Annotated in this window: 15 protein-coding genes and 1 pseudogene; 2 read left to right on the top strand and 14 right to left on the bottom strand. The window is 66.0% G+C overall.

The window, feature by feature from the left end:
* Nucleotides 1-8 precede the first annotated feature (8 nt).
* The 5 genes and pseudogenes from ACQ86A_RS04495 to ACQ86A_RS04475 all read right to left on the bottom strand — a co-directional run bounded on the left by ACQ86A_RS04495 (nt 9) and on the right by ACQ86A_RS04475 (nt 4,279).
* Nucleotides 9-713, bottom strand: coding sequence for a VOC family protein (locus ACQ86A_RS04495; RefSeq protein WP_431279416.1), 705 nt, complete (start codon nt 711-713; stop codon nt 9-11).
* The gene (locus ACQ86A_RS04490; RefSeq protein ID WP_431280364.1) at nt 710-2,596 is read right to left on the bottom strand and encodes a DUF7507 domain-containing protein; all 1,887 of its coding nucleotides are present in this window, start codon (nt 2,594-2,596) and stop codon (nt 710-712) included. Before ACQ86A_RS04490 ends, ACQ86A_RS04495 begins: the two co-directional genes overlap by 4 nt.
* A 132-nt stretch (nt 2,597-2,728) precedes the next feature.
* A pseudogene (locus tag ACQ86A_RS04485) lies at nt 2,729-3,318 on the bottom strand (DUF7507 domain-containing protein); the annotation flags it as partial.
* 245 nt (nt 3,319-3,563) lie between these two features.
* Nucleotides 3,564-3,920: a hypothetical protein gene (locus tag ACQ86A_RS04480; protein ID WP_431279415.1), complete on the bottom strand. Its 357-nt coding sequence runs from the start codon at nt 3,918-3,920 to the stop codon at nt 3,564-3,566.
* The gene (locus tag ACQ86A_RS04475; protein ID WP_431279414.1) at nt 3,917-4,279 is read right to left on the bottom strand and encodes a hypothetical protein; all 363 of its coding nucleotides are present in this window, start codon (nt 4,277-4,279) and stop codon (nt 3,917-3,919) included. The genes ACQ86A_RS04480 and ACQ86A_RS04475 overlap by 4 nt, the downstream gene beginning before the upstream one ends.
* A gap of 164 nt (nt 4,280-4,443) precedes the next feature.
* On the opposite strand from ACQ86A_RS04475, the gene ACQ86A_RS04470 reads away from it, so the two are divergent.
* Nucleotides 4,444-6,771: an arylsulfatase gene (locus ACQ86A_RS04470; RefSeq protein ID WP_431279413.1), complete on the top strand. Its 2,328-nt coding sequence runs from the start codon at nt 4,444-4,446 to the stop codon at nt 6,769-6,771.
* Nucleotides 6,772-6,788: 17 nt separating this feature from the next.
* On the opposite strand, the gene ACQ86A_RS04465 is transcribed toward ACQ86A_RS04470, so the two are convergent.
* The 5 genes from ACQ86A_RS04465 to chvE all read right to left on the bottom strand — a co-directional run bounded on the left by ACQ86A_RS04465 (nt 6,789) and on the right by chvE (nt 13,272).
* Nucleotides 6,789-7,685: a hypothetical protein gene (locus ACQ86A_RS04465; protein ID WP_431279412.1), complete on the bottom strand. Its 897-nt coding sequence runs from the start codon at nt 7,683-7,685 to the stop codon at nt 6,789-6,791.
* Between the two features lie 104 nt (nt 7,686-7,789).
* Entirely contained in the window at nt 7,790-9,199 is a 1,410-nt protein-coding gene (locus ACQ86A_RS04460; RefSeq protein ID WP_431279411.1) for a DUF1254 domain-containing protein, read from the bottom strand.
* 153 nt (nt 9,200-9,352) lie between these two features.
* A complete protein-coding gene (gene mmsB / locus ACQ86A_RS04455) occupies nt 9,353-10,528 on the bottom strand; it encodes a multiple monosaccharide ABC transporter permease (RefSeq protein ID WP_431279410.1) in 1,176 nt (391 codons plus the stop codon).
* Nucleotides 10,525-12,069, bottom strand: a complete 1,545-nt coding sequence (gene mmsA / locus ACQ86A_RS04450; protein WP_431279409.1) for a multiple monosaccharide ABC transporter ATP-binding protein — start codon at nt 12,067-12,069, stop codon at nt 10,525-10,527. The genes mmsB and mmsA overlap by 4 nt, the downstream gene beginning before the upstream one ends.
* 75 nt (nt 12,070-12,144) lie before the next feature.
* Nucleotides 12,145-13,272: a multiple monosaccharide ABC transporter substrate-binding protein gene (gene chvE, locus ACQ86A_RS04445; protein ID WP_431279408.1), complete on the bottom strand. Its 1,128-nt coding sequence runs from the start codon at nt 13,270-13,272 to the stop codon at nt 12,145-12,147.
* A 346-nt stretch (nt 13,273-13,618) separates the two neighbouring features.
* Here chvE and ACQ86A_RS04440 point away from each other — a divergent pair, with 346 nt between their 5' ends.
* Nucleotides 13,619-14,647, top strand: coding sequence for a LacI family DNA-binding transcriptional regulator (locus ACQ86A_RS04440; RefSeq protein WP_431279407.1), 1,029 nt, complete (start codon nt 13,619-13,621; stop codon nt 14,645-14,647).
* Between the two features lie 22 nt (nt 14,648-14,669).
* On the opposite strand, the gene ACQ86A_RS04435 is transcribed toward ACQ86A_RS04440, so the two are convergent.
* The 4 genes from ACQ86A_RS04435 to ACQ86A_RS04420 form a co-directional block, all read right to left on the bottom strand.
* Nucleotides 14,670-15,059 (bottom strand): cupin domain-containing protein, encoded by a 390-nt coding sequence (locus ACQ86A_RS04435; protein ID WP_431279406.1) that lies wholly within the window; start codon nt 15,057-15,059, stop codon nt 14,670-14,672.
* Nucleotides 15,059-15,784 carry an alpha/beta hydrolase gene (locus ACQ86A_RS04430; RefSeq protein WP_431279405.1) on the bottom strand — a complete coding sequence of 242 codons (726 nt, stop codon included), beginning with the start codon at nt 15,782-15,784 and terminating at the stop codon, nt 15,059-15,061. The genes ACQ86A_RS04435 and ACQ86A_RS04430 overlap by 1 nt, the downstream gene beginning before the upstream one ends.
* 145 nt (nt 15,785-15,929) lie before the next feature.
* A complete protein-coding gene (locus ACQ86A_RS04425; RefSeq protein ID WP_431279404.1) occupies nt 15,930-20,831 on the bottom strand; it encodes a beta strand repeat-containing protein in 4,902 nt (1,633 codons plus the stop codon).
* 26 nt (nt 20,832-20,857) lie between these two features.
* Nucleotides 20,858-21,694: a hypothetical protein gene (locus tag ACQ86A_RS04420; protein ID WP_431279403.1), complete on the bottom strand. Its 837-nt coding sequence runs from the start codon at nt 21,692-21,694 to the stop codon at nt 20,858-20,860.
* Between the last annotated feature and the right edge of the window lie 7 nt (nt 21,695-21,701).

Here is a 21,701-nt window from a genome sequence, read left to right as displayed (position 1 = left end):
CCCCTTGCTCAGCGCCGGGTGCGAACCTCGAACTCGATGCCGTCGGGATCCCGGAGCGTCGTGATGCCCGTACGTTTTTCGCCGCGGTCTGACGCCCCGAGGTCGACCAGGCGATCGACCTCTTCGGCGAGTTCGTCAGCCGACGCGGTGAGCACGAAGACCTGGCGTTCCCTATCCTTCGCCGGATCGATGTCCTCCCCGCCCCACGCCAGCTTCGTACCGCCGATCGGAGACTGGATGGCCACTTCCTCCCCGACATCCCAGACCACCGGCCAGCCGAGGGCAGCACCCCAGAAGAGGCCGGCGGCTTTCGTGCCGTCGCAGGTGACCTCGCCCAGTGGACCGCATCCGGCCAAGTAGCCGTTCTCGTCTTCGATCACGCAGAACTCGTCTCCGACAGGGTCGGCCATGGCCGCATAGCTGTTCTCCGGAACATGCCCGTTTCCCCGGAGGCGTCCCCCGGACTCCACGCATGCGGCGATGGTGTCCCGCTGGTTGCGGTTCGCTCGGCTGAGGTGCAGGTGGAGGCGGTTCATCTCGACGCCGTGCGCGGGTCCATCCTCGAAACGGATGCCGACCTGTCCGAGCCCTCCGGGGAGCAGGATCCCGCCGTCGTCAGTGTGCAGCGACCGCCCCAGAACAGCGGCCCAGAACTCCGCGTCCCGCCGCGCATCCGGAGATCGGAACGTGACCGAGTGGAACTCGAGACTCATCGCGTTCCGCGGCGACGGCGGTTGCGCGTCGTGAACACCGTGCCGATCAGGATGAGCATGGCGCCCAACGCGAACTGCAGCACGGGCAGCGTCGAGCCTGTCTTGGCGAGCGGGCTGACATCCGGTACCGGAGGCGCCGGCGGCTCGGGCGGCGTGGGCGGTTCCGGTACCACGGTGTCGACCAACGCTGTCGACGGCGGCGTCGTCAGCGGGTCGCTTCCCGCAGGTACACCGGTCGCCGTCGCGGTGTTCAGGATGGGGCTCCCGGTGAGATCTGCATCGACATCCGTATAGGTCGCGGTGCAGTCCACCGATTGGCCGGGCGCAAGACTGGCCGCCTCTGCCGGGCACGTCGGTGCTGGAGCACTGCCGGCGCCGGTGAACACGGTTTCAGAAATGGTGATGCCAGCGATGGTCACGTTGCCCGTGTTCGTGACGGTGAACGTGTAGGTGATCACCTGGCCCGCCGTTGTGACACTCGTCAGGTTCGCGGTCTTCAGAAGGGTCAGAGCGGGGCTCGGGTCGGACGGGATGACGACGCTCGACGGGTTCGAGTCGACCGGATCCTGATTCGGATCAGTACCGGAGGCAGTCGCGGTGTTGCTCAGCTGCCCGGAGTCGACGTCTGCCTGCGTCAGCGTGTATGCGGCGGTGCAGGTGGCCTGCTCCGTCGGCGCCAACGCTGTGACGTCGCAGGTCGCGGCACCGAGCACGCCGGTTCCAGAGAATGCGGTCTCCGTGATGGCGATCCCGCTGACCAGCACGTTGCCCGTGTTCGTCACGACGAAGGTGTAAGTGATCAGTTGACCGGCTGTGTAGCTGCTCGCGAGGATCGGGCTCGCCGACTTGACCAGTGACAGCGCGGCGGCTGCGCCTGTCGGGGTCACCGTCGAGACGGGTGGCGATTGCGGGGTTCCTCCACCAGGCGCATCCCCCGTGGCGGTGGCCGAATTGACCACCTGACCGTTGTCGATGTCAGCCTGCGTCACCGCGTATGTCGCGGTCGCCGTCGCGGACTGCTGCGGTGAGAGCTCACCGTCGGCCCCCGGCCAGCTGTAGGTAAGCGCCGACAGCCCGGCGAGTTGATCGGTGATGGTGACACCCGTCAGACTCGTGTTGCCCGTGTTCGTGACCGTGAAGTGGTACACGATGGGGTCGCCGACGACAGTGGGGTTCTGGACTCCGGATGCGTCCGCGGTCTTCGTCAGGCCGATACCGGGTGCCTGGGGAATCGGCGTGTTCGTTCCGTCCTCGTTCGAGGGCGTGTCGGCTCCACCCGGCGTCGTGCCGTTCGAGATCGCGGTGTTGGCGACGCCTCCCGCGTCGATGTCGTCCTGCGTGATCGGGTAGGTCGCCGTCGCCGTCGCCGATTGACCGGGCGCGAGGACTCCGGATATGCCGGGCCAGGTATATGCGATGGCCGACAGTCCCGGGAGCCGGTCAGTGATGGCGACGGTGTTCAACGTGAGGTTGCCGTCGTTCGTGATGGTGAAGCCGAAGGTGATCAGGTCGCCCACTGCCGCCGGAGTTCCGAAAGCGGGGCTCGCGGTTTTGTCGAGCGTCAGGTGAGGCCCGGGTGCGAGAGGTGTGGTCGTCGAGGCGGGGCCGCTGGGCACGGGGTTCCCGCCGGGATCCTGACCCGACGCTGTGGCCGTGTTCGTCGCGACGCCCGCATCGATCTCCGCCTGGGTGACAGGATGCGATCCGGTGGCGGTGACCGATTGCCCCGGCAGCAGAATCCCCGCGGTTCCCGGCCAGGTGTATGTGATCCCTGCACCGAGCAGCGAGTCGGTGATCGCCACGCCCGAGAGCGTGACGTTTCCGGTGTTGGTCGCCGTGAGCGTGTAGACGATCGGGTCGTTCAGCTGAGCAGGATCCTGCACTCCGGATGCGTCAGCCGACTTGATCAGCTCCAACGCGGGAACGGCGCTCCCCGAGATGACCGCGTTGCTCGTGTCTGTGACGTTCGCGCCGGTCGGAGGCGTGCCCGTGGCGACGGCGGTGTTGGTCACCGAGCCCGCATCGATGTCGGCCTGGGTGATCGTGTACGGGCCCGTGCACGTGATCGATTCGTTCACGGCCAGGGTCGTCTGAGGACACGTGACGACGGGGGCGTTCCCGTACCGCTGAAGGCCGTGTCGGACACGACAACGCCGGTGAGCGGAACGTTGCCGGTATTGCTGACCCGGAACGAGTAGGTGACCGGCGCGTTGAGAACATACTGTGACGGATCGGTCAGGCTCGCCGACTTAACCAGGCTGATCGCCGGAACATCAGGTTGCGTGAAGACCACCGTGCTGCTGCCGGGGGTGAGGAGCCCGTTGATCGGCGAAACGTTCGACGGGCCGTTGGTGAAGGTGCCCGCGTCCGCTGAGGTGATCGGAACCGTGAACGTGCAAGACACGTCACCGGCGGCCAGGTTCCCGGATCCGCTGATCGAGGTGCCCGCGAGACTCGCGACACCGGCGGGGCAGTCGGTGACCGGCGCTCCCGCGAAGACGAGACCGGCGGGCAGGTTGTCGGTGAACGACCATCCTGCCTTCGCCTGGAGGTCGTCGGTGTTCGTGATCGTGAACGTGAGCGTCGAGGTCTGGCCGACGTTCACCGTCGTGGGGCTGAACGCCTTGTCGAGCTGCGGGGTCGCATCCACGATCGAGGGGTCGTCGAAGCCCGAGTCGTTGCCGCGGAAACCGCCTGCGGCGTTGAAGAGCTGCACGCCCAACGAGGTCACCCCGGTGGGCACCCGGAACCCCGCGGAGTTCAGCTTGGCGACGTGGTACGTGTGGCCGCCCGTCGTGATGACCTGGGCTCCGGATGCTGTGCACGGGTTCAGACCGCTGGCCAGCGTCGTCACCGTGCCGCCCCGGTGCCCGGTGCCGGGCCGTTTCCCGTCTGGTTCTGGATCAGGTTGAACGTGAGCGATGGGTCGACGCGGTTCAGCCCAGGACCTTCAGAGACGCAGTTCGCAGCACCGTAGATCGCGCTGATGAGGTAGAAGTGGCCGGGCGTGATCCCGGTGACGATCGGCTGCGCGGTCTGGAACTCCACCCCCGGGCCGGGCGCGCTCCCGCCGTTCGTGTACTCCGAGAGGATCTGATTCTGCTGCGCCGTCGCCAGGGCCTCCCCGCGGGAGAGTCCGATCGCGGTCGCCATGCCCTGGAGGAAGCTCCACGCGGTGGCGTCGCAGCCGGAGTCGAGGTTGGTCACGGTCGTGTTGCGGGGGTGTTCGAGCGCAGCACCCAGCCGTTGCACTGATCGCCGGCCGGCGCCCAGTTCGGGCTCGTCAGGTAGGTCTCTCCGAGCGCGGCCGGACCGCCGACGTACTGACCGATCCGCACGCCGTTGGTCGCCGGCTGATTCTGGAAGTCCTCGTGGTACACGAGTGTGGCCGGAGCCTGCGGAACGCCCGGACTCCCCGGCAGCGCCGCCGCGACCCCCGCGGAGAGGAAGGCCGCGACCGTGAGCGCAAGAACGGTGGGAATGGCGAGAAACGAGCGCAGCCGAGTGCGCGAACCGGCCTTGCGGTCCGTGGCGTCCAGCTGGTCGCTTCCGTAGTCGTGACCCATGCTGAACTCAGCTAGCTGTATCCCTCACGATGAACCCCCGTCGGGGTAGACGATAGACCCGTCTGTCAACTGGAGGCAAGGGTCCGCATCCCCGATCAGCCCTTCCCACCGCTGAGAGCGCGCCGTAAAGTGAGCCGCAACTGGAGCGGGGAAGGGGTCGCGTCATGGCGCGTCGGTTCAACGGTGTGGTCAACGTCGATGTGAGGGACTCGGTTCCGGATTGGTCGGCGTTCCGGCAGCCACCCGCACCCGAAGGGGCGCCGAACGTTCTCCTTGTGTTGTACGACGACACCGGCCTGGCAGCATGGTCGCCGTACGGCGGCCGTATCAACATGCCCACGATGGACCGCATCGCGGCCAACGGCCTCACCTACACGCAGTGGCACACGACCGCGCTCTGCTCGCCGACCCGATCCTGCCTGCTCACCGGGCGCAACCATCACGAGAACGGCTTCGCGCAGATCGCCGAAGGAACCCAGGGCTTCCCGGGCCACACCGGCATCATCCCGATGGAGAACGCCACCCTGGCCGAGGTGCTTCGCGAGAACGGCTACAGCACTCTGTGGGTCGGCAAGAACCACAATGTGCCGATCGACGAATGGTCGCCGGGCGGTTCGAAGCGCAACTGGCCGCTCGCGCGCGGGTTCGACAGGTTCTACGGGTTCATCGGCGGCGAGACCAACAACTGGTACCCGAATCTCGTCGAGGACAACCACTACATCGAGCAGCCGTACCTGCCCGAAGACGGGTATCACCTGTCGAAGGATCTCGCCGACCATGCGATCTCCTATCTCGGGGATGTGCGCCAGGCCGACCCGGACAAGCCGTGGTTCCTGTGGTTCTGCCCTGGTGCGAACCACGCGCCCCATCACGCGCCGCAGGAGTACATCGACAAGTACAAGGGCGTGTTCGACGACGGCTACGAGGCATACCGGGAGTGGGCGCTCGCCCGGATGGTGGAGCGGGACATCCTGCCCGCGGACACGACCCTCTCCCCCATCAACCCCCTGCCCGACGACGTCTCCGCCGACTCGGACTTCGTGCGGCCGTGGGACAGCCTGAACGACGACGAGAAGCGCCTCTTCTCGCGGATGGCCGAGGTCTACGCCGGCTTCAGCGAGTACACCGACGCACAGGTCGGGCGCGTCGTCGACTTCCTGGAGCAGACCGGGCAACTCGAGAACACGATCATCCTGTACTGCGCCGACAACGGCGCTTCCGGCGAGGGCAGCCCCGACGGCACGGTGAACGAGAACAAGTTCTTCAACGCGTATCCCGAAGACCTCGAGCAGAACCTGTCCATGATCGACCAGCTGGGCAGCCCGGAGACCTATAACCACTACCCCACGGGATGGGCCACCGCGTTCTCCGCGCCGTTCAAGATGTTCAAGCGGTACACCTACCAGGGCGGCGTGGCCGACCCGATGGTCATCTCCTGGCCTCGAGGTATCGACGCGCACGGCGAGGTGCGGCACCAGTACCATCACGCCGTCGACGTCGTTCCGACCATCCTCGAATGCATCGGTCTCGAGTTCCCTGACTTCGTACAGGGGTACGAGCAGTCCCCACTGCCCGGCGTCTCGATGAAGTACACGTTCGGGACGAAGCCGGATGCGCCCACCGAGAAGAAGATCCAGTACTACGAGATGCTCGCCACGCGCGGCCTCTGGCGCGATGGCTGGAAAGTCGTCGCGCAGCGGGCACCCTTCCTCGGCAAGGGCCACTTCGAATCCGATACCTGGGAGCTGTATCACACCGATGTCGACCGGTCGGAGATGCACGATCTCGCGGCCGAGCATCCTGAACTCGTCAAGGAGCTGGTCAACCTCTGGTACGTCGAGGCGGGCAAGTACAACGTGCTCCCGCTGGACGACCGCACCGTCGCCGAACTCGTGGCCGTCGTACCCGTCGCCGACATCCCCAAAGATGGGATCTACCGCTACTACCCGGGAACCGGCGAGCTCCCGGAGTTCAACGCGGCAGAGATCCGGGGTCGCTCGTTCAAGATCCTCGCCGACGTGACCATCACCGATCCGGATGCCGAGGGCGTCATTCTCGCCGTCGGCTCACGCCACGGCGGCCACAGCCTGTTCCTCAAGAACAAGAAGCTCTGGTACGTGAACAACTTCATCGGCATACCGCCCGAGCAGCAGCTCGTCTCCCCCGACGACGTCACACCCGGCGTCCACGTACTGGGAGCCGAGTTCGTGAAGGACAGAATGGGCGACAAGCACGAAGCGATCGGAAAGGCCGTTCTGCACATCGACGACCAACCCGTCGCCGAAACGCCTTGGAAGACACAGCCCGGCCACTTCTCCCTCGACGGCGAAGGGCTGGCGATCGGCCGCGACACCGCAGACCCGGTGTCGAAGGAGTACGACTCCGGATACCCCTTCCGCGGCGGCACCATCACCGAAGTTCGCATCGCGGTCGGCGACGACGCCTACATCGATCTGGAACGCGACTTCCGGGCGGGGCTTTCGCGTGACTGACGAGGGCTGCTAACCGTTCAGGCCCACTGCTCGAAGACCATGAACGGCACGCGCGCGTGCCACGTCTGAAACGCCTTGCTCGACCCGAAGGTGTCCTTGGTGGAGAAGTCGATGCCGCCGTTCATCCAGAACCACACGAGGTACCAGTCATTGCTGGAGCCCCAGAAGAAGTTCTGGTTGGGCCAGTAGCCGCCACCGCTGTCGCTGTGGTCCTCGTACCAGGAGGTGCCGTCTGCCCACAGCTGGTCGCGGGTGTCGAGGATCGTCTCCATGTCGCCCGGCCCGCGGCGGTGCTGCACCATCACGCAGAGCTGCGCACGGTTGTGGGCGACCTGCAGGCTGGAGCTGTCGGCCCAGTCGTATTCGTAGTCCACGAGCCCGGACACACGCACGTAGGTCGAGGGCGCCTTCGGCTTGAACCATAGCCCGAGCCCCGCTCCCGCGTACATCCAGCCGCCTTCGGCCACCGGTCGATCGACGTAGGTCTCGGTCAGATCGATGAACATGCTTCCCTGCTGCTTGTAGACGCTCGGCCCGCGAGCAGCGGTTCCGGATGCGCCGGCCGGCTGGAAGGTCGTCCAGGTCGCGTCGTACGGCGGGCCCGCGAAAGACAGCTTGTCGCTGGTGTTGGTCGTGACGAGACTCAGAGTGTGCAGCTCGCCGGGTGAGGGATTGCTCTCACGCGGTATGACGAGCGGCGCCTCGAGCCGACCGATCGCAGAGGTCAGCTCGACGAAGCGTTTGTCGACGTGCGTCAAGACCTCGCCGACCTGCTCGGCGCGTCGGGATGCCCGCAGATAGGCGTTCCGCGACTTCCTCAACTCGTAGTCGAACACTCGGTCGAGGGCCAGGGCCGCATCGGGCTCGTTCGGCTTCTCTTCCGCTGAAGGCTTGTTCTGCGGCGAAACGGCCACGGGAACCTCCCGGAGCGCTGCGTGGGTTGCACGTTCAGGCTCGTTTGCGCGACATCGTATGCCCGGGCCGCGCACCGCGGCAAGGGACGAGTGGCGACTCCGTCTCAGGCCTTGACGAGATCGTCCGGCTTCCACGTCTGGTCGTAGAACTCGGTCTCGGAGCCGTACAGCCGGAACGCGACGATGAAGTCCCGCCCCGGAACGGTCTGGACGAACGCGGGGTCAGCGACTCCATCAGGTTGCGACGGCCCGAACCACAAGTCGATGGAGCCGTCGTCGTTCTTCGGGATCTCGTAGTACCCGTTGGTCGACGGCAGCAACTGCTCGGTCTCGGGCATCGTCCCGTCGGTGACGTTGTACGCTGTCGCCGCCCAGAACAGCCCGGCTGGAATGTCGGGCGGAAGGTGCAGACGATACGTCGACGAGCCGTTCAAGAAGTCGCCGTCGGCATCGCGGTAGGTGAAGGGGTACTTCGACCCGGCGCCCGTGCTGTGGATGTTCATCGCCGGAGCCGACGAGTACGCGTACTGGAAGAACCGCGCGCGCGTGTTCACGTCAAGATAGCTCTCCTGCATCCACTCCGCCGTGCCACCCGCCCACGCCTGCTCCCATTGGCGGTCGTCGTAGTAACGGTTTCGCTGATCGTCACGGCCAAGCTGCGCGAGGGCGAGGATCATCTTCGGCGCGGTCTCGACCGCACGTTGCAGTTGCTCCTGCTGCCAGTCGGACGGATCGAAGGGCTGCCCTTTGATGATTCCGATCGAGGCGAGCACACCGCGCAGCTCGGGGTCGATCGCGCTAACGGGTTCGTAGTCGATGAAGTCCTTGAGCTTGGTCCAGTACGACGCGTCGGTCGGGTACATCATGTTCAAGCGGATCCCGCTGGCGTTCGGGAACTCCATCGCAGGAGCGTTCTTCTCTTCGGTCCACAGCGGGAAGATCCTGGTGCGCTCGGCGACCGCCACTCCAACCGAAGGGTCAGGCACGCCGTCGCCCTTCCCCATGATCGTGCGGAAGAACAGGAACACGTTGTATGTCGGCGAGCGGAAGGTGAAATACCCGCCCGGGACGTGGCCGTCGTAGTCCGGCGGCAGCAAGAGGTAGAGGCCGCCTCGAGCACGGTCGGGGCCGATTGCGCCGACGTCGGTGAGGGTGCGCTGGAAGAAGTCGGTGAACATCCCGATCACATTTGCCGGCGCGTTGACCACCAGCGGCCCGGTCTCTTTGAGGTCGAGGTAGTTCATCGAGTAGATGACATCGGCGTTCGGCGTCGGCACCCAGGTGCGGCTGTCCATCCGGTCTTTCCAGATCGGCAGCACGTTGTACCCGCGACCGAACGCGGCCTCGGAGCCGTCGCGCATCCCGATCACATTCAAGGCCGGCTGCATCGTGAAGTACGCGTGGATCGCTCGCTGGTAGAACAACTCCGAGCGCAGAGACTCGGCCTCATCCTGAGGCAGCCAGTTGCCGTCGTTGATCTGCCGAAGCAGTGGGGATGCGTGCTCGTCGCTCATCGCGTGCCTTCCCGTCGGGCCCGCCGTCGGTGGCAGACGTCAGGGTCAGCTTCGCCGCATCCTGTCGCCGCCCGCAAGGGGGTAGATCGGTCGGGTGGGACCCCTCCGGGCCTCGGGCCCACACAACGTCTGCCGTGTGCGGGCCCGCTGGCGTCAGGCCGAGACCGAACGGCGCTTGTTGTAGACGTCGAACGCGACGGCTGCGAGCAGCACCAGGCCCTTGATGAGCAGCTGATAGTCGCTGTCGACACCGAGGATGGACATGCCGTTGTTCAGCACGCCGATGATCAGACCACCGATGATCGCACCCGGAACCGTTCCGATACCGCCGGTCACCGCCGCACCACCGATGAACACGGCCGAGATCGCATCCAGCTCGAACCCGTTGCCCGCGCTCGGGCTCGCCAGGTTAAGCCCGGCGGTGAACACGAGACCTGCGATCGCCGAGATCACACCCATGTTGACGAACAGCAGGAACGTGACGCGCTTGGTCTTCACACCGGAGAGCTGCGCCGCCGCGAGGTTGCCGCCGATGGCGTAGATGTGCCGTCCGAACACCGACCGGTTCATCACCGCCGTGTAGCCGACGACGAGAACGCCCAGGATGAGCAGCACGATCGGCGTGCCGTTGTAGCTGGCGAGCAGCACGGTCACGATCAGCACGAGCAGGACGAGGAAGATCACCTTCACCAGGAACCACCAGAACGGCTCGTCCTCCAGCTCGTAACGTCGCCGAACCAGGCGCTGCCGCACAGACGACGCGATGATCGCGATCGCGGCCAGGAGACCGAGGATCATCGTGAGCGGCTCATAACCCGACGTCCCGAACGTGGGAAGGAAGCCAGAACCGATCGCGCGGAACTCCTTCGGGAAGAACGAGATCTGCTGGTTGCCGAGCGCGATCTGCGCGGCACCGCGGAAGACGAGCATGCCGGCGAGCGTCACGATGAACGCGGGGATGCCGAAGTACGCGATCCAGAATCCCTGCCAGGCCCCGACGAGAGCGCCGAGCACGAGACACAGGATCACGGCGAGCGGCCACGGGATGTGCCACGACGAGATCATGACGCCGGCCATCGCGCCGATGAACGCGACGACACTGCCGACCGAGAGGTCGATGTGCCCGGCGATGATCACCATGACCATGCCGACCGCGAGGATCAGGATGTAGCTGTTCTGCACGATCAAGTTGGAGACGTTGATCGGCGCCAGCGTGATGCCGTTCGTCGTGATCTGGAAGAAGACCACGATCACGATGAGCGCGATGAACAGGCCGATCTGCCGAAGCTGACCGGTCAGATAGGCAAGGGCGTTGGACAGGGCTTTCATGCTGTGGTCTTCTCACGTTCCTGGGTCATGAATTGCATGAGGTATTCGGCGGTTGCCTTCTCGCGGGGCACATCCGCAGTGATGCGGCCCTCGCTCAGGGTGTAGATGCGATCGCAGATGCCGAGCAGTTCCGGCAGCTCGGAGGAGATCACGATGATGCCCTTACCCGCGTCGGCGAGGCGCTGGATGATCGTGTAGATCTCGTACTTCGCGCCCACGTCGATGCCGCGGGTCGGCTCATCGAGGATGAGCACCTCCGGGTCGGCGTACATCCATTTGGAGAGCACGACCTTCTGCTGGTTGCCGCCCGAGAGCTTGCCCGCGACGGCCAGGACGCTCGGCGTCTTGATGTTCATGCTCTTGCGGTAGTCCTCGGCGACGGCGCGCTCTTTGAAGGCGTTGACCATCTTGAACCAGTCGGTGAGCTTGTCGAGCGCGGCGATCGAGATGTTCCGCTGGATGTTGTCGATCAGGTTCAGCCCGTAGCGCTTGCGGTCCTCGGTCGAGTACGCAATGCCATGGGCGATCGCCTTCGACACCGTATTGACCGAGATCGGCTCGCCCCGCTTGTACACCTGACCGCTGATGTTGACGCCGTAGCTGCGGCCGAAGATGCTCATTGCGAGCTCTGTGCGACCGGCGCCCATCAGGCCCGCGATGCCGACGATCTCGCCGGCCCTCACCGAGAGGTTGGCGCCGTCGACCACCTTGCGGCTGCGGTCGAGCGGGTGGTGCACCGTCCAGTCCTCGACGCGCAGAAGCTCCTCGCCGATGTGCGGGACATGGTCGGGGAAGCGGCTCGCCACATCCCGGCCGACCATGCCCTTGATGATGCGGTCCTCGCTTGCGCCCTCGCCGCTCATCTCGATGGTTTCGATCGTCTTGCCGTCACGGATGATCGTGACCCGGTCGGCGATCGCTTTGATCTCGTTGAGCTTGTGGCTGATGATGATCGAGGTGATCCCGTGCTTCTGCAGCTGACGGATGAGCTCGAGCAGGTGTGCGGAGTCGTCGTCGTTCAGCGCAGCGGTCGGCTCATCCAGGATCAGGATGCGCACCTCCTTCGAGAGCGCCTTCGCGATCTCGACGAGCTGCTGCTTTCCGACCCCGATGTCCTTGATCTTGGTGATCGGGTTGTCTTTGAGGCCGACGCGCTTCAGCAGCTTCGCCGCTTCGAGGTTGGTCTCGTTCCAGTCGATGAACCCGCCGCGCTGCCGCTCGTTGCCGAGGTAGATGTTCTCGGCGATCGACAGATAGGGCGAGAGGGCGAGCTCCTGGTGGATGATCACGATGCCGGCGGACTCCGAGTCGTTGATCGACCGGAACTCGACGGGCTCGCCCTCCAGCCTGATCTCGCCTTCGAAGGTGCCGTGCGGGTAGACGCCGGAGAGAACCTTCATCAGCGTCGACTTGCCGGCCCCGTTCTCACCGCAGATCGCGTGGACGGAGCCTTCCTCGATCGCGATGGAGACGTCCTGCAGGGCTTTCACGCCGGGGAACTCCTTCGAGATGTTTCGCATCTCGAGAATCGTTTTGGCCATGCTCTTCCTTGTTTCGTGGCGAGGGGATGGGCGCGGTCGGGCGACCGCGCCCATCCCCTCTGATTGCCGGTGGGGCTACTTCAGGTCCGATTCCTTGTAGTAACCGCTGTCGACGAGCACCTCTTGGTAGTTGTCCTTGGTGACGACGACGGGCTGGAAGAGGAAGCTCGGAACGACCTTCGTCTTGTTGTCGTAGCTCTTCGTGTCGTTCACCTCGGGCTTCTTGCCGGTGAGGATGTCGTTGGCCATCTTGGCCGCCTCGTTGGCGAGCTGGCGCGTGTCCTTGTAGATCGTCGAGTACTGGGTTCCCGCGATGATCTGCTTGACGCTCGCGACCTCGGCATCCTGACCCGTGATGATCGGCAGCTGCTTGCCGCCCGAGCCGTAGCCCGCACCCTCGAGCGCGCTCAGGATGCCGTCGGACAGTCCGTCGTACGGCGAGAGCACACCCTGAACGGCCTCACCGCCCGAGTACGACTTGGCCACGAGGTCCTGCATGCGGGCCTTGGCGGTCGCCGGGTCCCAGCGGAGGATCGCGACCTGGTTGAACGCCGTCTGGCCGCTCTTCACCACGACGGTTCCGTCGGCGATGTACGGCTTCAGGGTGTCCATCGCACCGTTGAAGAAGAACGTCGCGTTGTTGTCGTCGGGGCTACCGGCGAACAGCTCGATGTTGAACGGGCCCTTCGTTCCGGTCTTCTTGCCGTCCGCATCCAGAACACCCAGACCGGTCAGCAGCGAGTTCGCCTGGAATACGCCGACCTTGTAGTTGTCGAACGACACGTAGTAGTCGACGTTCTTGTCGCCCGTGAGCAGGCGGTCGTACGAGACGACCTTGATGCCCGCCTTCGCGGCGGCGTCGAGCTGGTCGGTCAGCGAGCCGCCGTCGATCGAGGCGATGATCAGCACCTTGGCGCCCTTGGTGATCATCGTGTTGATCTGCTGCACCTGGGTCGGGATGTCGTTGTTGGCGTACTCGAGGTCGACCTTGTAGCCGTTCTTCTCCAGGTCGGCCTTGACCGCGTTGCCGTCGGCGATCCAGCGCTCCGACACCTTGGTGGGCATCGCGACGCCGACGAGGGCGCCCTTGTTGTCGGACGAGCCTGCGGACGAATCCGTGCCCGGTCGTCCCCCGGAGCATGCCGCAAGCAGAACGGCCACTCCGATGGCGACGGCCCCGATCGCGATTCTCTTCAACTTCACTGTGATTCCTTTCGAGAGGTGGGGTGGTCCGCGCGGCGAATGCGCGTGGTTTCCAGCCGGCCGGGAACGGTCGCTCGGTGCTCGGGAGTGGCAACAGCGGAGTCGTGGAGCGAAACGCATCCTCGCGATTCGTCGTCCTTCATGTGCGACTCCCTCGTCATCCGCTAGGTTGTATCCCGAATATGAGACCGGTCCCAGAACGGTAGAACGCTATGCCTCAACAACGCGGCACGTCAAGCCGCCGAGCGAAAATCGCTCGAAACATCCCACCGCTCGCGACCCCTATGATCGGCAGAAGACGGCGAGCGCCGGCGCCGAACCCGCACGAAGCCCACTCGGAGAGCACATGACGGACAAGATCGGAGACACGCCGCCGCGCCGGCCGTCGATCCGCGATGTCGCCCGCATCGCCGGTGTCTCTCGACAGACGGTGTCCCGCGTGCTGAACGGCGAGCGCTACATCAAGCCGTCGACCGAGGCGCAGGTGCGCAAGGTCATCGACGAGCTGGGCTGGCGGCCGAACAGCGCCGCCCGCGCACTCGCGAGCTCGCGGTTCAAAGCGATCGGTCTGCTCGTGAGCGCACGCTCTCACTACGGACCGTTCAGCGCAGCAGCGGCCGTTGACAGTGCCGCTCGTGCCCGTGGCTACACGATCGTGTCGGCGACATTGGCGCGCGAGGACGAAGCGAGCCTCATCGACGCCCTCGATGCGTTCCTCGCCCAGGGCATCGACGGCGTCGTGATCATCGCTCCGCAACAGCGCGCACACGAGGCGCTGCACCGCGTCTCGATCGGCGTGCCGTTCGTGAGCCTCCAGTGGCCGGATACGCCGGGCGACCGCTCCGTCGCGTTCGACCAGCGCGGTGGTGCGCGCCTCGCGACGCGGCACCTGCTCAAGCTCGGGCACACGCGCATCCTGCACATCGCCGGCCCTCAGGATTGGAACGAGGCCGAGGAGAGGATGCGCGGGTTCCTCGAGGAGATGTCGGAATGGGACATCGCCCCGACTGCTCCGGCTCTGGGCGACTGGACGGTCGACCGCGGCTACGAGATCGGGCTCAGACTGCTGCCCCACAAGGAGTTCACGGCGGTGTTCGCATCCAATGACCAGATGGCCTTGGGCGCGATGCACGCCGCCGCCGACCTCGGGCTGTCGGTGCCGGGAGACCTCAGTGTCGTCGGCTTCGATGACATCCCCGAGGCCAAGCATCTAGCGCCACCGCTCACCACCGTTCGGCAGGATTTCGCGCAACTCGGCGCGAGCGCCATCGGGCTGCTCCTGGCGGAGATCGAGGGATCGCCGTCGCCGGAGACGCCGGAGTTCGCCGTTCCGGAGCTCATCGTGCGGTCGAGCACGGCGCGCGCGAAGGACTAGGCGGGCATGACGTAGACAGCCGCTACGGAGCGGGTTCGACGAACGTGGCGAGCTGCTGGCCGGGGTCGACGATGTAGGTCGAGAGCATGTGGCCGACGTCCGGTCCGAGGTCCAGCGCATTGTGCGGTGTGCCAGGCGGGATGAGGAACGGGTCGCCCGTGTTGAGAGTGAGCGTGGGCTGATCCTGGATCCGCATCTCCACCGTTCCGGTCAGGATGTAGCCGACCTCTTCGCCCGGATGCGTGTGCCATCCGGATTCGACACCCACCGGGATCTCGGTGAGCACCTGGACGATGATGCGATCCGGAATCGAGGAGGGCTTTCGCTGCAACTCGGTTCGTTTGAGGGTTCGCGCGAGATCGTCGACCGGGCCCGCAGTGCCGGTCTCGTTGTCGCCGTCGTTGTCGGACATCAGGAGACGGCTTTCAGCGCTTTCAGCACGACCTCGGTGACGGCGTGCGGCTGGGAGATCATGATGACGTGCGACCCCTCGAGCTCCAGGATGTCGGCCTTGGCTCGTTGCGCCATCGACAGGATGACGTCCGCTCCGGCCGCTTTGTCACCCGTTGCGACGACCGCCCAGGACGGCAACGTCTTCCACGCGGCAGAACGCGTCTTCTCATCGAAGGCGGCCGCTGCCACCGGACGCTGAGCCGCCGCGAGCACCCCAGACTGCACCTCGGGAACATCGGCCGCGAACACCTCGTGGAATTTGGCCGGATCGACATACAGTTCCGCCGCCGACTCACCACCGCCTGTGGGATACATGCGCGGCAGCAGGGCCGCGGACAGCACGCTGTCACGCGAGTCGCCCTCGCGCTCCCCCAGGGTCTCGCCCTCATCGGGCGCGAAAGCCGCCACATAGACGAGCCCGACCACGTTGCCAGCCTCGAGCGCTGCGTTCGTAATCACGGCGCCTCCGTAGGAGTGACCGACCGCGAGAACGGGACCTTCGACCTGCGACAGGACGCTGGTGATGTAGTCGGAGTCGCTGATCAGGCCGCGCAGGGGGTTGGCCGGGGCAAGGACCTTCACACCTGCTGCGAGCAGTCTCTCGGTCACCCCGTTCCAGCTTCCGGCATCGGCGAACGCTCCATGAACGAGCACAACGGTGGGGGTGGAGGTTTGATCGGTCATGGCGGATTCCTCTCGGGTCAGATCAGCACATGCGCCAATAGTAGAGCGTCGCTCATTTTCGCGCAGTCTCGATTCGCCGATCACCACCAGCCGGTCGCCCCCGCCCGGCCGCGGTCCCCGCGGGGATGCGGCCGGGCGCGCGCGATCAGTGCTGTGTCCGGCGGCGTCGACGCAGGCCCAACAGGATGGTTCCGGCCGCCAACAGCGCCAGGCCGAGCATCCCGACGCCCCAGGCGATGGTGGAGCCGGTGCGGGCGAGGTCACCGGCCGGATCGACGGGGTCGGCGGTCACGACGTTGGCGATGGTCGCCGTCGACGGGTCCGAGATCACGTCCGTACCCGACGGGGATCCACTGAACGCCCTGGCGGTGTTGGTGAGCGGCTTGCCGTTGAGGTCGGCCGCGACCACCGTATAGGCGGCCGTGCAGGATGCCTTCTGTCCCGGCAACAGGGTGCCCGCCGGGCAGTCGACCGCTGGGGCGGTGCCGTGACCGGAGAAGGTGCCTTCCTTGATGCCGACCTTCGTCGCCGTGGTGTTACCCGTGTTGGTCACCGTGAATGTGTATGTCACGATCTGGCCGGCCGCAGCGACCTTCTTCGCGTCGGTCGTCTTCAGCAGCGCCAGACTCGGCTTCGACGGCTCCGGCACGGTCACGGACGAGCTGGCCGGTGTCAGCGGGGCGGCGCCGGCCGGGCCGTTGCCGACCGCGGTGGCCGTGTTCGTCACCGACGCATTGTCGATGTCCTCCTGAGTCACTGTGTAGACGGTGGTGCAGATCAGCTGGGCACCGGGGGCCAGCGGATCGGCCGAGGGACACGTCGGAGCATCCAGGGTTCCGGTGCCGGTGAAGGCACCCTCCTGCACACCGGGATCGGTGATCGTCACGTTGCCGGTGTTGGTGACCACGAACGAATACGTGATCTGCTCACCCGCCTTGAAGTCCGCCGGAGCAGCCGGCGACGCCGACTTCACCAGCGAGAGGGCGGGCTTGCGATCGATCGACACCGTCGCGGTGGAGGGGTCGGAGGACACCGCTGACGTGCCCAGCGCTGCCGTCGCGACTGCCGTGTTCGTCACGGTCCCCGCGTCCACGTCTGGCTGAGTCACCTGATAGCTCACCTCGCACGACCGGTCCCCGCCGGGGGCCAGAGCCGTCGCCCCGCAGTCCGGGACGGCGATCGCACCAGTGCCGGAGAACGCGGACTCCGCGATCGCGAGGCCGGTCAGCGTCACATTGCCGGTGTTCGTCACATGGAACGTGTACGTCACCGAGTCGCCCGCGGTGTGCACCGCATCCGGATTCACCGTCTTCTCGAGCAGCAGACTCGGCGACTGCACTGCAGCCACGCTCACCGTCGACGGATCGGAGACGACCGGAACCCCTGATCCTGTGGCGGCGAACGCCGTGGCCGTGTTGTCGACGCTGCCGCGGTCGAGGTCGGCCTGGGTCGTCTCATACCCGGCGTCGCACGTCACGCTCTCCCCCGGCGCTAGCTCGGTTGCCGGGCAGTCGACGTCGGCGAGGGTCCCGCTACCCGTGAACGTGTCCTCCGACACGTCTACGCCCGTGAGCGCCACGTTGCCGGTGTTCGTGATCAAGAACGAGAACGTGATCGCCGTGCCGACGGAGGCGTACGAGGCGACATCGGCCGACTTCACCAAGGAGATCGCCGGGGCGGCGTTCACAGCGACGGTCGCGGTAGAGAGGGCGGACGCGACGTCATCATCGCCCGGGTCGACGCCGGTCGCCTTCGCCGTGTTGACGATGGATCCCGCGTTCATGTCTGCCTGCGTCACCGCGTGTGTCGCGGTGCAATCGACCTGCTGACCGGGGACGAGATCCGTCGTCGGGCAGTCGACCACCGGAGTGCCGCCCGTGCCGGAGAACGCGGTCTCCGTCGCCGTCACGTCGTGCAGCGACACGTTGCCCGTGTTCCGGATGTGGAACGTGTAGGTGATCGTGTCACCGGTCGCATTCACGTAGGCCGTGTCGGCGGTCTTCGTCAGCGTGAGCTTCGAGACCTGCTCCTGCGGGGTGGTGACGGTCGAGTCGCCCGCGGTGACCGGACCGGTGGCCGAGGTGCCGGTCGCGTTCGCCGTGTTGGTCAGCGAGCCCGCATCCACGTCGGCCTGGGTCAGCGTGTATGTCGCCGTGCAGCTGAACTGGGTGGCCGGATCGAGGGTCGTAGCCGGGCAGCTGATCGCCGAGAGGACGTCGGAGCCGGTGAAGAGCTGCTCGTTCACCGTGATGCCGGTAACAGGGATGTTCCCGGTGTTCGATACGACGTAGGTGTAGGTGATCAGCTGTCCGGCGTTGTACGCCGCGGCCGCCGAAGGGGTCGCCGACTTCACGGTCACGAGGTTCGCGACCTGGTCGACCGTGACGGCGGCGGTGGAGTCGGCGGACGTCGCGATGGTGCCACTGGGTGTCTTGGCGGTTGCCGCCGCGGTGTTCACCACCGAGCCGGCCGTCAGATCCGTCTGGGTCACCGGATAGCTGGCGGTGCAGTCCACCGACGCCCCGGGAGCCAGTGCGCTCGGTGGGCAGGCGATGGCCGAGAGACTGCCGGATCCTGAGAACGACTTCTCAGTGATTCCGACTGTGTTCAGCGTGACATTGCCCGTATTGGTGACCGCGAACGTGTATGCCACGGTGTCGCCGACGGCACTCACGCTGCCCGGTGAGGCCGCCTTGGTCAGCGACAGTGCGCCGTTCTGCACCGCTGTCACGGTGACGACGTCGCTGCTGTTGCTCAGGCCCGGACCCGTGGGCGGGTCGGCGGTCGCGGTCGCCTGGTCGGAGATCAGTCCGTGGTCCAGGTCTGCTTGAGTGGTGATGTACGTCGCCGTGAAGGTGGCGGACTGTCCTGAGGCCAATGATGTGACCGCGCCGGAGCAGGGGGCGGTCGGGCTCGTCAGCGTGGTGCAGGTCGCGCTGGGCGCGATGCTCGAGGCCGCCGATGCCACCAGCGCATCGGTCACACGGACGTTGCCGAGCGTCACCGCGGTGTTGTTGGTCACGGTGAACGTGTAGGTCACGGGCTGCCCGACGGCGTCGACCGTGGTCCGGTCCGCCGTCTTCGTGATCGCCGGCTGAGCGCTCTGCGCCTGCAGGCCCGTCAGCGACGACTCCGCCGCACCGACGAGCGCGTCGCCCGCGTAGACATTCGTGCCGACGCTGTTCCACGCCGTATTGCCCGCGGCAGCCGGCGGGGTCGTGACCGTGTATGTCGCCGAGAAGCCGGTGGTCACAAGCACCTTGCCGGTGTATGTGAAGCGCAGCGCCGTGGTCTTCGACAGCGGCGACGGCGGAGTGGTCGACCAGTCGTCGATGCAGCCCGGATTGGTCGCGAGAACCTCGGTGCGGCACGGATTGGTCGCCTGCGAATACGCCACGGCCAGACCCGCCTGCAGTGTCCCGATGCCGGTGAGGGAGACCGGGAACTGCGAGTTTCGTGCTGCGGTCGACGAGGCCCGGGTGTCCCCGACGCGCGGCAGCACGTCGTACATGACCGGGTTCGTCAGGTTCGACGATCCGCTGTTCGTGAAGGTGACGGTGTAGGTCGCGGTGCCACCGTCGACGCTCACATGTCCGGTTCCACCGCTCCCGATGGGTGATGGATCGAGATTGCCTTGCACCGTCTTGTCGACGCTGAAGCCGGGCTTGATCGGGGCGACCACGAAGCTCGACGAGAATCCGCAGTAATTGTTCGTAAGCGGTGTGGCGTTGGCGCGGAGATCCGTGGTGCCGGTAGGGTACATCGGTGCCGGCTCGATGTGCGCGCTCGAGTAGTTGTTGAAGTAGCACTGTTGGATCGGTGCGCCGTAGCCAACGGTGATGTCGCTCGTGTACGTCCCGGCGCAGCCTGCCTCGAGGGTCATGGGCACGAACGTCGTGGACTGGATCTTGTAGTAGCCCGGCGTCGTCGCGGCGCCGGCGGGGATGACGTAACGCACCAGGATGCGTCCGGTGCCGTTGTAGTTCGGCGTGACAGTGGGCGTAACGGCTGCCGTGGTGAACGACTTGGCACCGGCGCCGTTGTTGTTGAAAGTGGCGAGCTGGAACGGCGTCGCAACCGGGTTCACCGCCGTCGCGCCGGCGGGAGCGAGGTAGTCGATGTAGATAGCGGCCGACGGCGCGGTCGGGATCTCGATCCGGTTGCTGTACGCGCCATTGTTGCTGCTGTTCAAGACTGCGTTCGCGGCGCACGTCGTGCCCACCTGGGCAGTGGTGATACCGGGGTACACGAACGCGGCACTGTTTGCCGGCGGGGCGACCACGAGCAGGCGCGACGACGCGGTCTGAGCGGAGAGCAGCGGAGAGGTCGTGTCACCTGCCGCGTACGGGGTCGAGACGACCTTGTTGGTCAGGACGGCCGGGGTCGGCACAGTGCTCGCCGCGTAGCCGAACATCCGGAACCGCATCGTGGCTGCCGTGTTCGTGCCCTCGGCTGCGAAGGCCGGGATGTCGACCTCGGCGACCGCGGGCGACGCCGGGATGACCCAGCCCGTCTTGGCCGCCGAGTACGCGACGGTTCCCGTGGTCCCGTCCGTGTAGACGAGGGTGATCGTGTCCGCGGCGGAGGCCGTGTATCCGAACGCTTGAACGAGCGTGGGGACGAACGCAGGGCTCGCGCAGACAGTGCCGGGCGCGTTCGACGAGTAGTTGTTGTTCGAGACGTTCGTCAGACACGGCATCGCGTCCTTGAGGTCGTAGGCAACGCCCGCGTTGACGGCGGGCGGCACGGTCGCCGTCGTGATGTCGTAGTAGGCCGTCGCGGCCGAGGTATCCCAGTCGCCCGGGTAGGTGTACGGGGCGTTCGCTCCGCCGTCCGCCGCGGTGAACTGACCGATGTTGCTGAGGGTCGAGGTTGATGTGGTGGTCTTGGAGACCGTTGTCGCCAGAGTGATCACGGTCGAGCAGACCGTCGCCGTGGATCCCGAACCCGCCACGCCGTCGATGTAGGTCCAGGTCGCCGAAGCCGACCCGCAGATCTGCGTGCCGACCGCATCCGGGACCCCGCCCGTGGACGCCTTGCCCGTCACGGTGATGGCGAAGTAGTTGGAGACGTTCAGCGGGGGTTGCCGCAGGACTTGCCGGTCGGGTCCGAGTATGTGAGCACGCGGGTCGCCGCGTTGTAAGAGACAGTTCCTGGGATCCCGGCACTGAGGCTGGCCGACTGGTAGTCGAAGTTCGCCGGTAGCGTGCTCGTGATCGTGATGCCGGAGATGCCGATGTCGCCGGTGTAACTCTTGACGTTCAGCCCGCAGTTGTACGTGATCACGTAGTTGACTGTGTTGCCGGAGATCGACTTGGCCGGGATCGAATTGCCCAGGCTGTTGTTGTGCCCCGCCGTCACCGTGAGCGTAGCCGCGGCCGCGGCGGCCGAGGTGGAGTTGCTGCTCGACAGCGTCGGCGTGATCGTCGCCGTCGCGTTGTTCAGGGTCGTGTACTCCGGGGGCCGCACCGTGAACGTGCAGGTGTTCGTGCTGGTGCCGAGCGTGCCGAGGTTGAACGACACCTGGCCCGCGACAGTCTTGTTCACGGCCGGGCAGGTGCCTGAGGTGACCCAGGCTGCGAAGTCCGTGTTGCCACCGTTGCCGGTGACCGTCCCGGTCGGAATCGTGACGACGGAGTTCAGACAGCTGCCCGCGCCGTTGCTGCACGAGTAGGTGAGGGTATATGTGGTGGCCGTGTTGCTCGCAACGGTCGTGGCCGCGGGGCTGATCGAAAGCGTCATGTCCGCGGCGAGCGCAGGCGTCGGCGACGCGACTGCGACCAGCGCGACCGCCAGCGCAGCGACGAAACCGACCGCTCCGAGACGCCGTCCCAGCGTGCGCAGGGAGAACCCGCTCCGCTCGCCACGATGCCGTCTCTTCGTTCCGTCCACGCCTTCGGCCACTGCCACGCCCTTC

Source organism: Leifsonia poae (assembly GCF_050632195.1).
In the GTDB taxonomy this organism is placed as follows: domain Bacteria; phylum Actinomycetota; class Actinomycetes; order Actinomycetales; family Microbacteriaceae; genus Leifsonia; species Leifsonia poae_C.
Note: the sequence above shows the minus strand (reverse complement) of the source record. Positions and strands in the feature narration are given on the sequence as shown.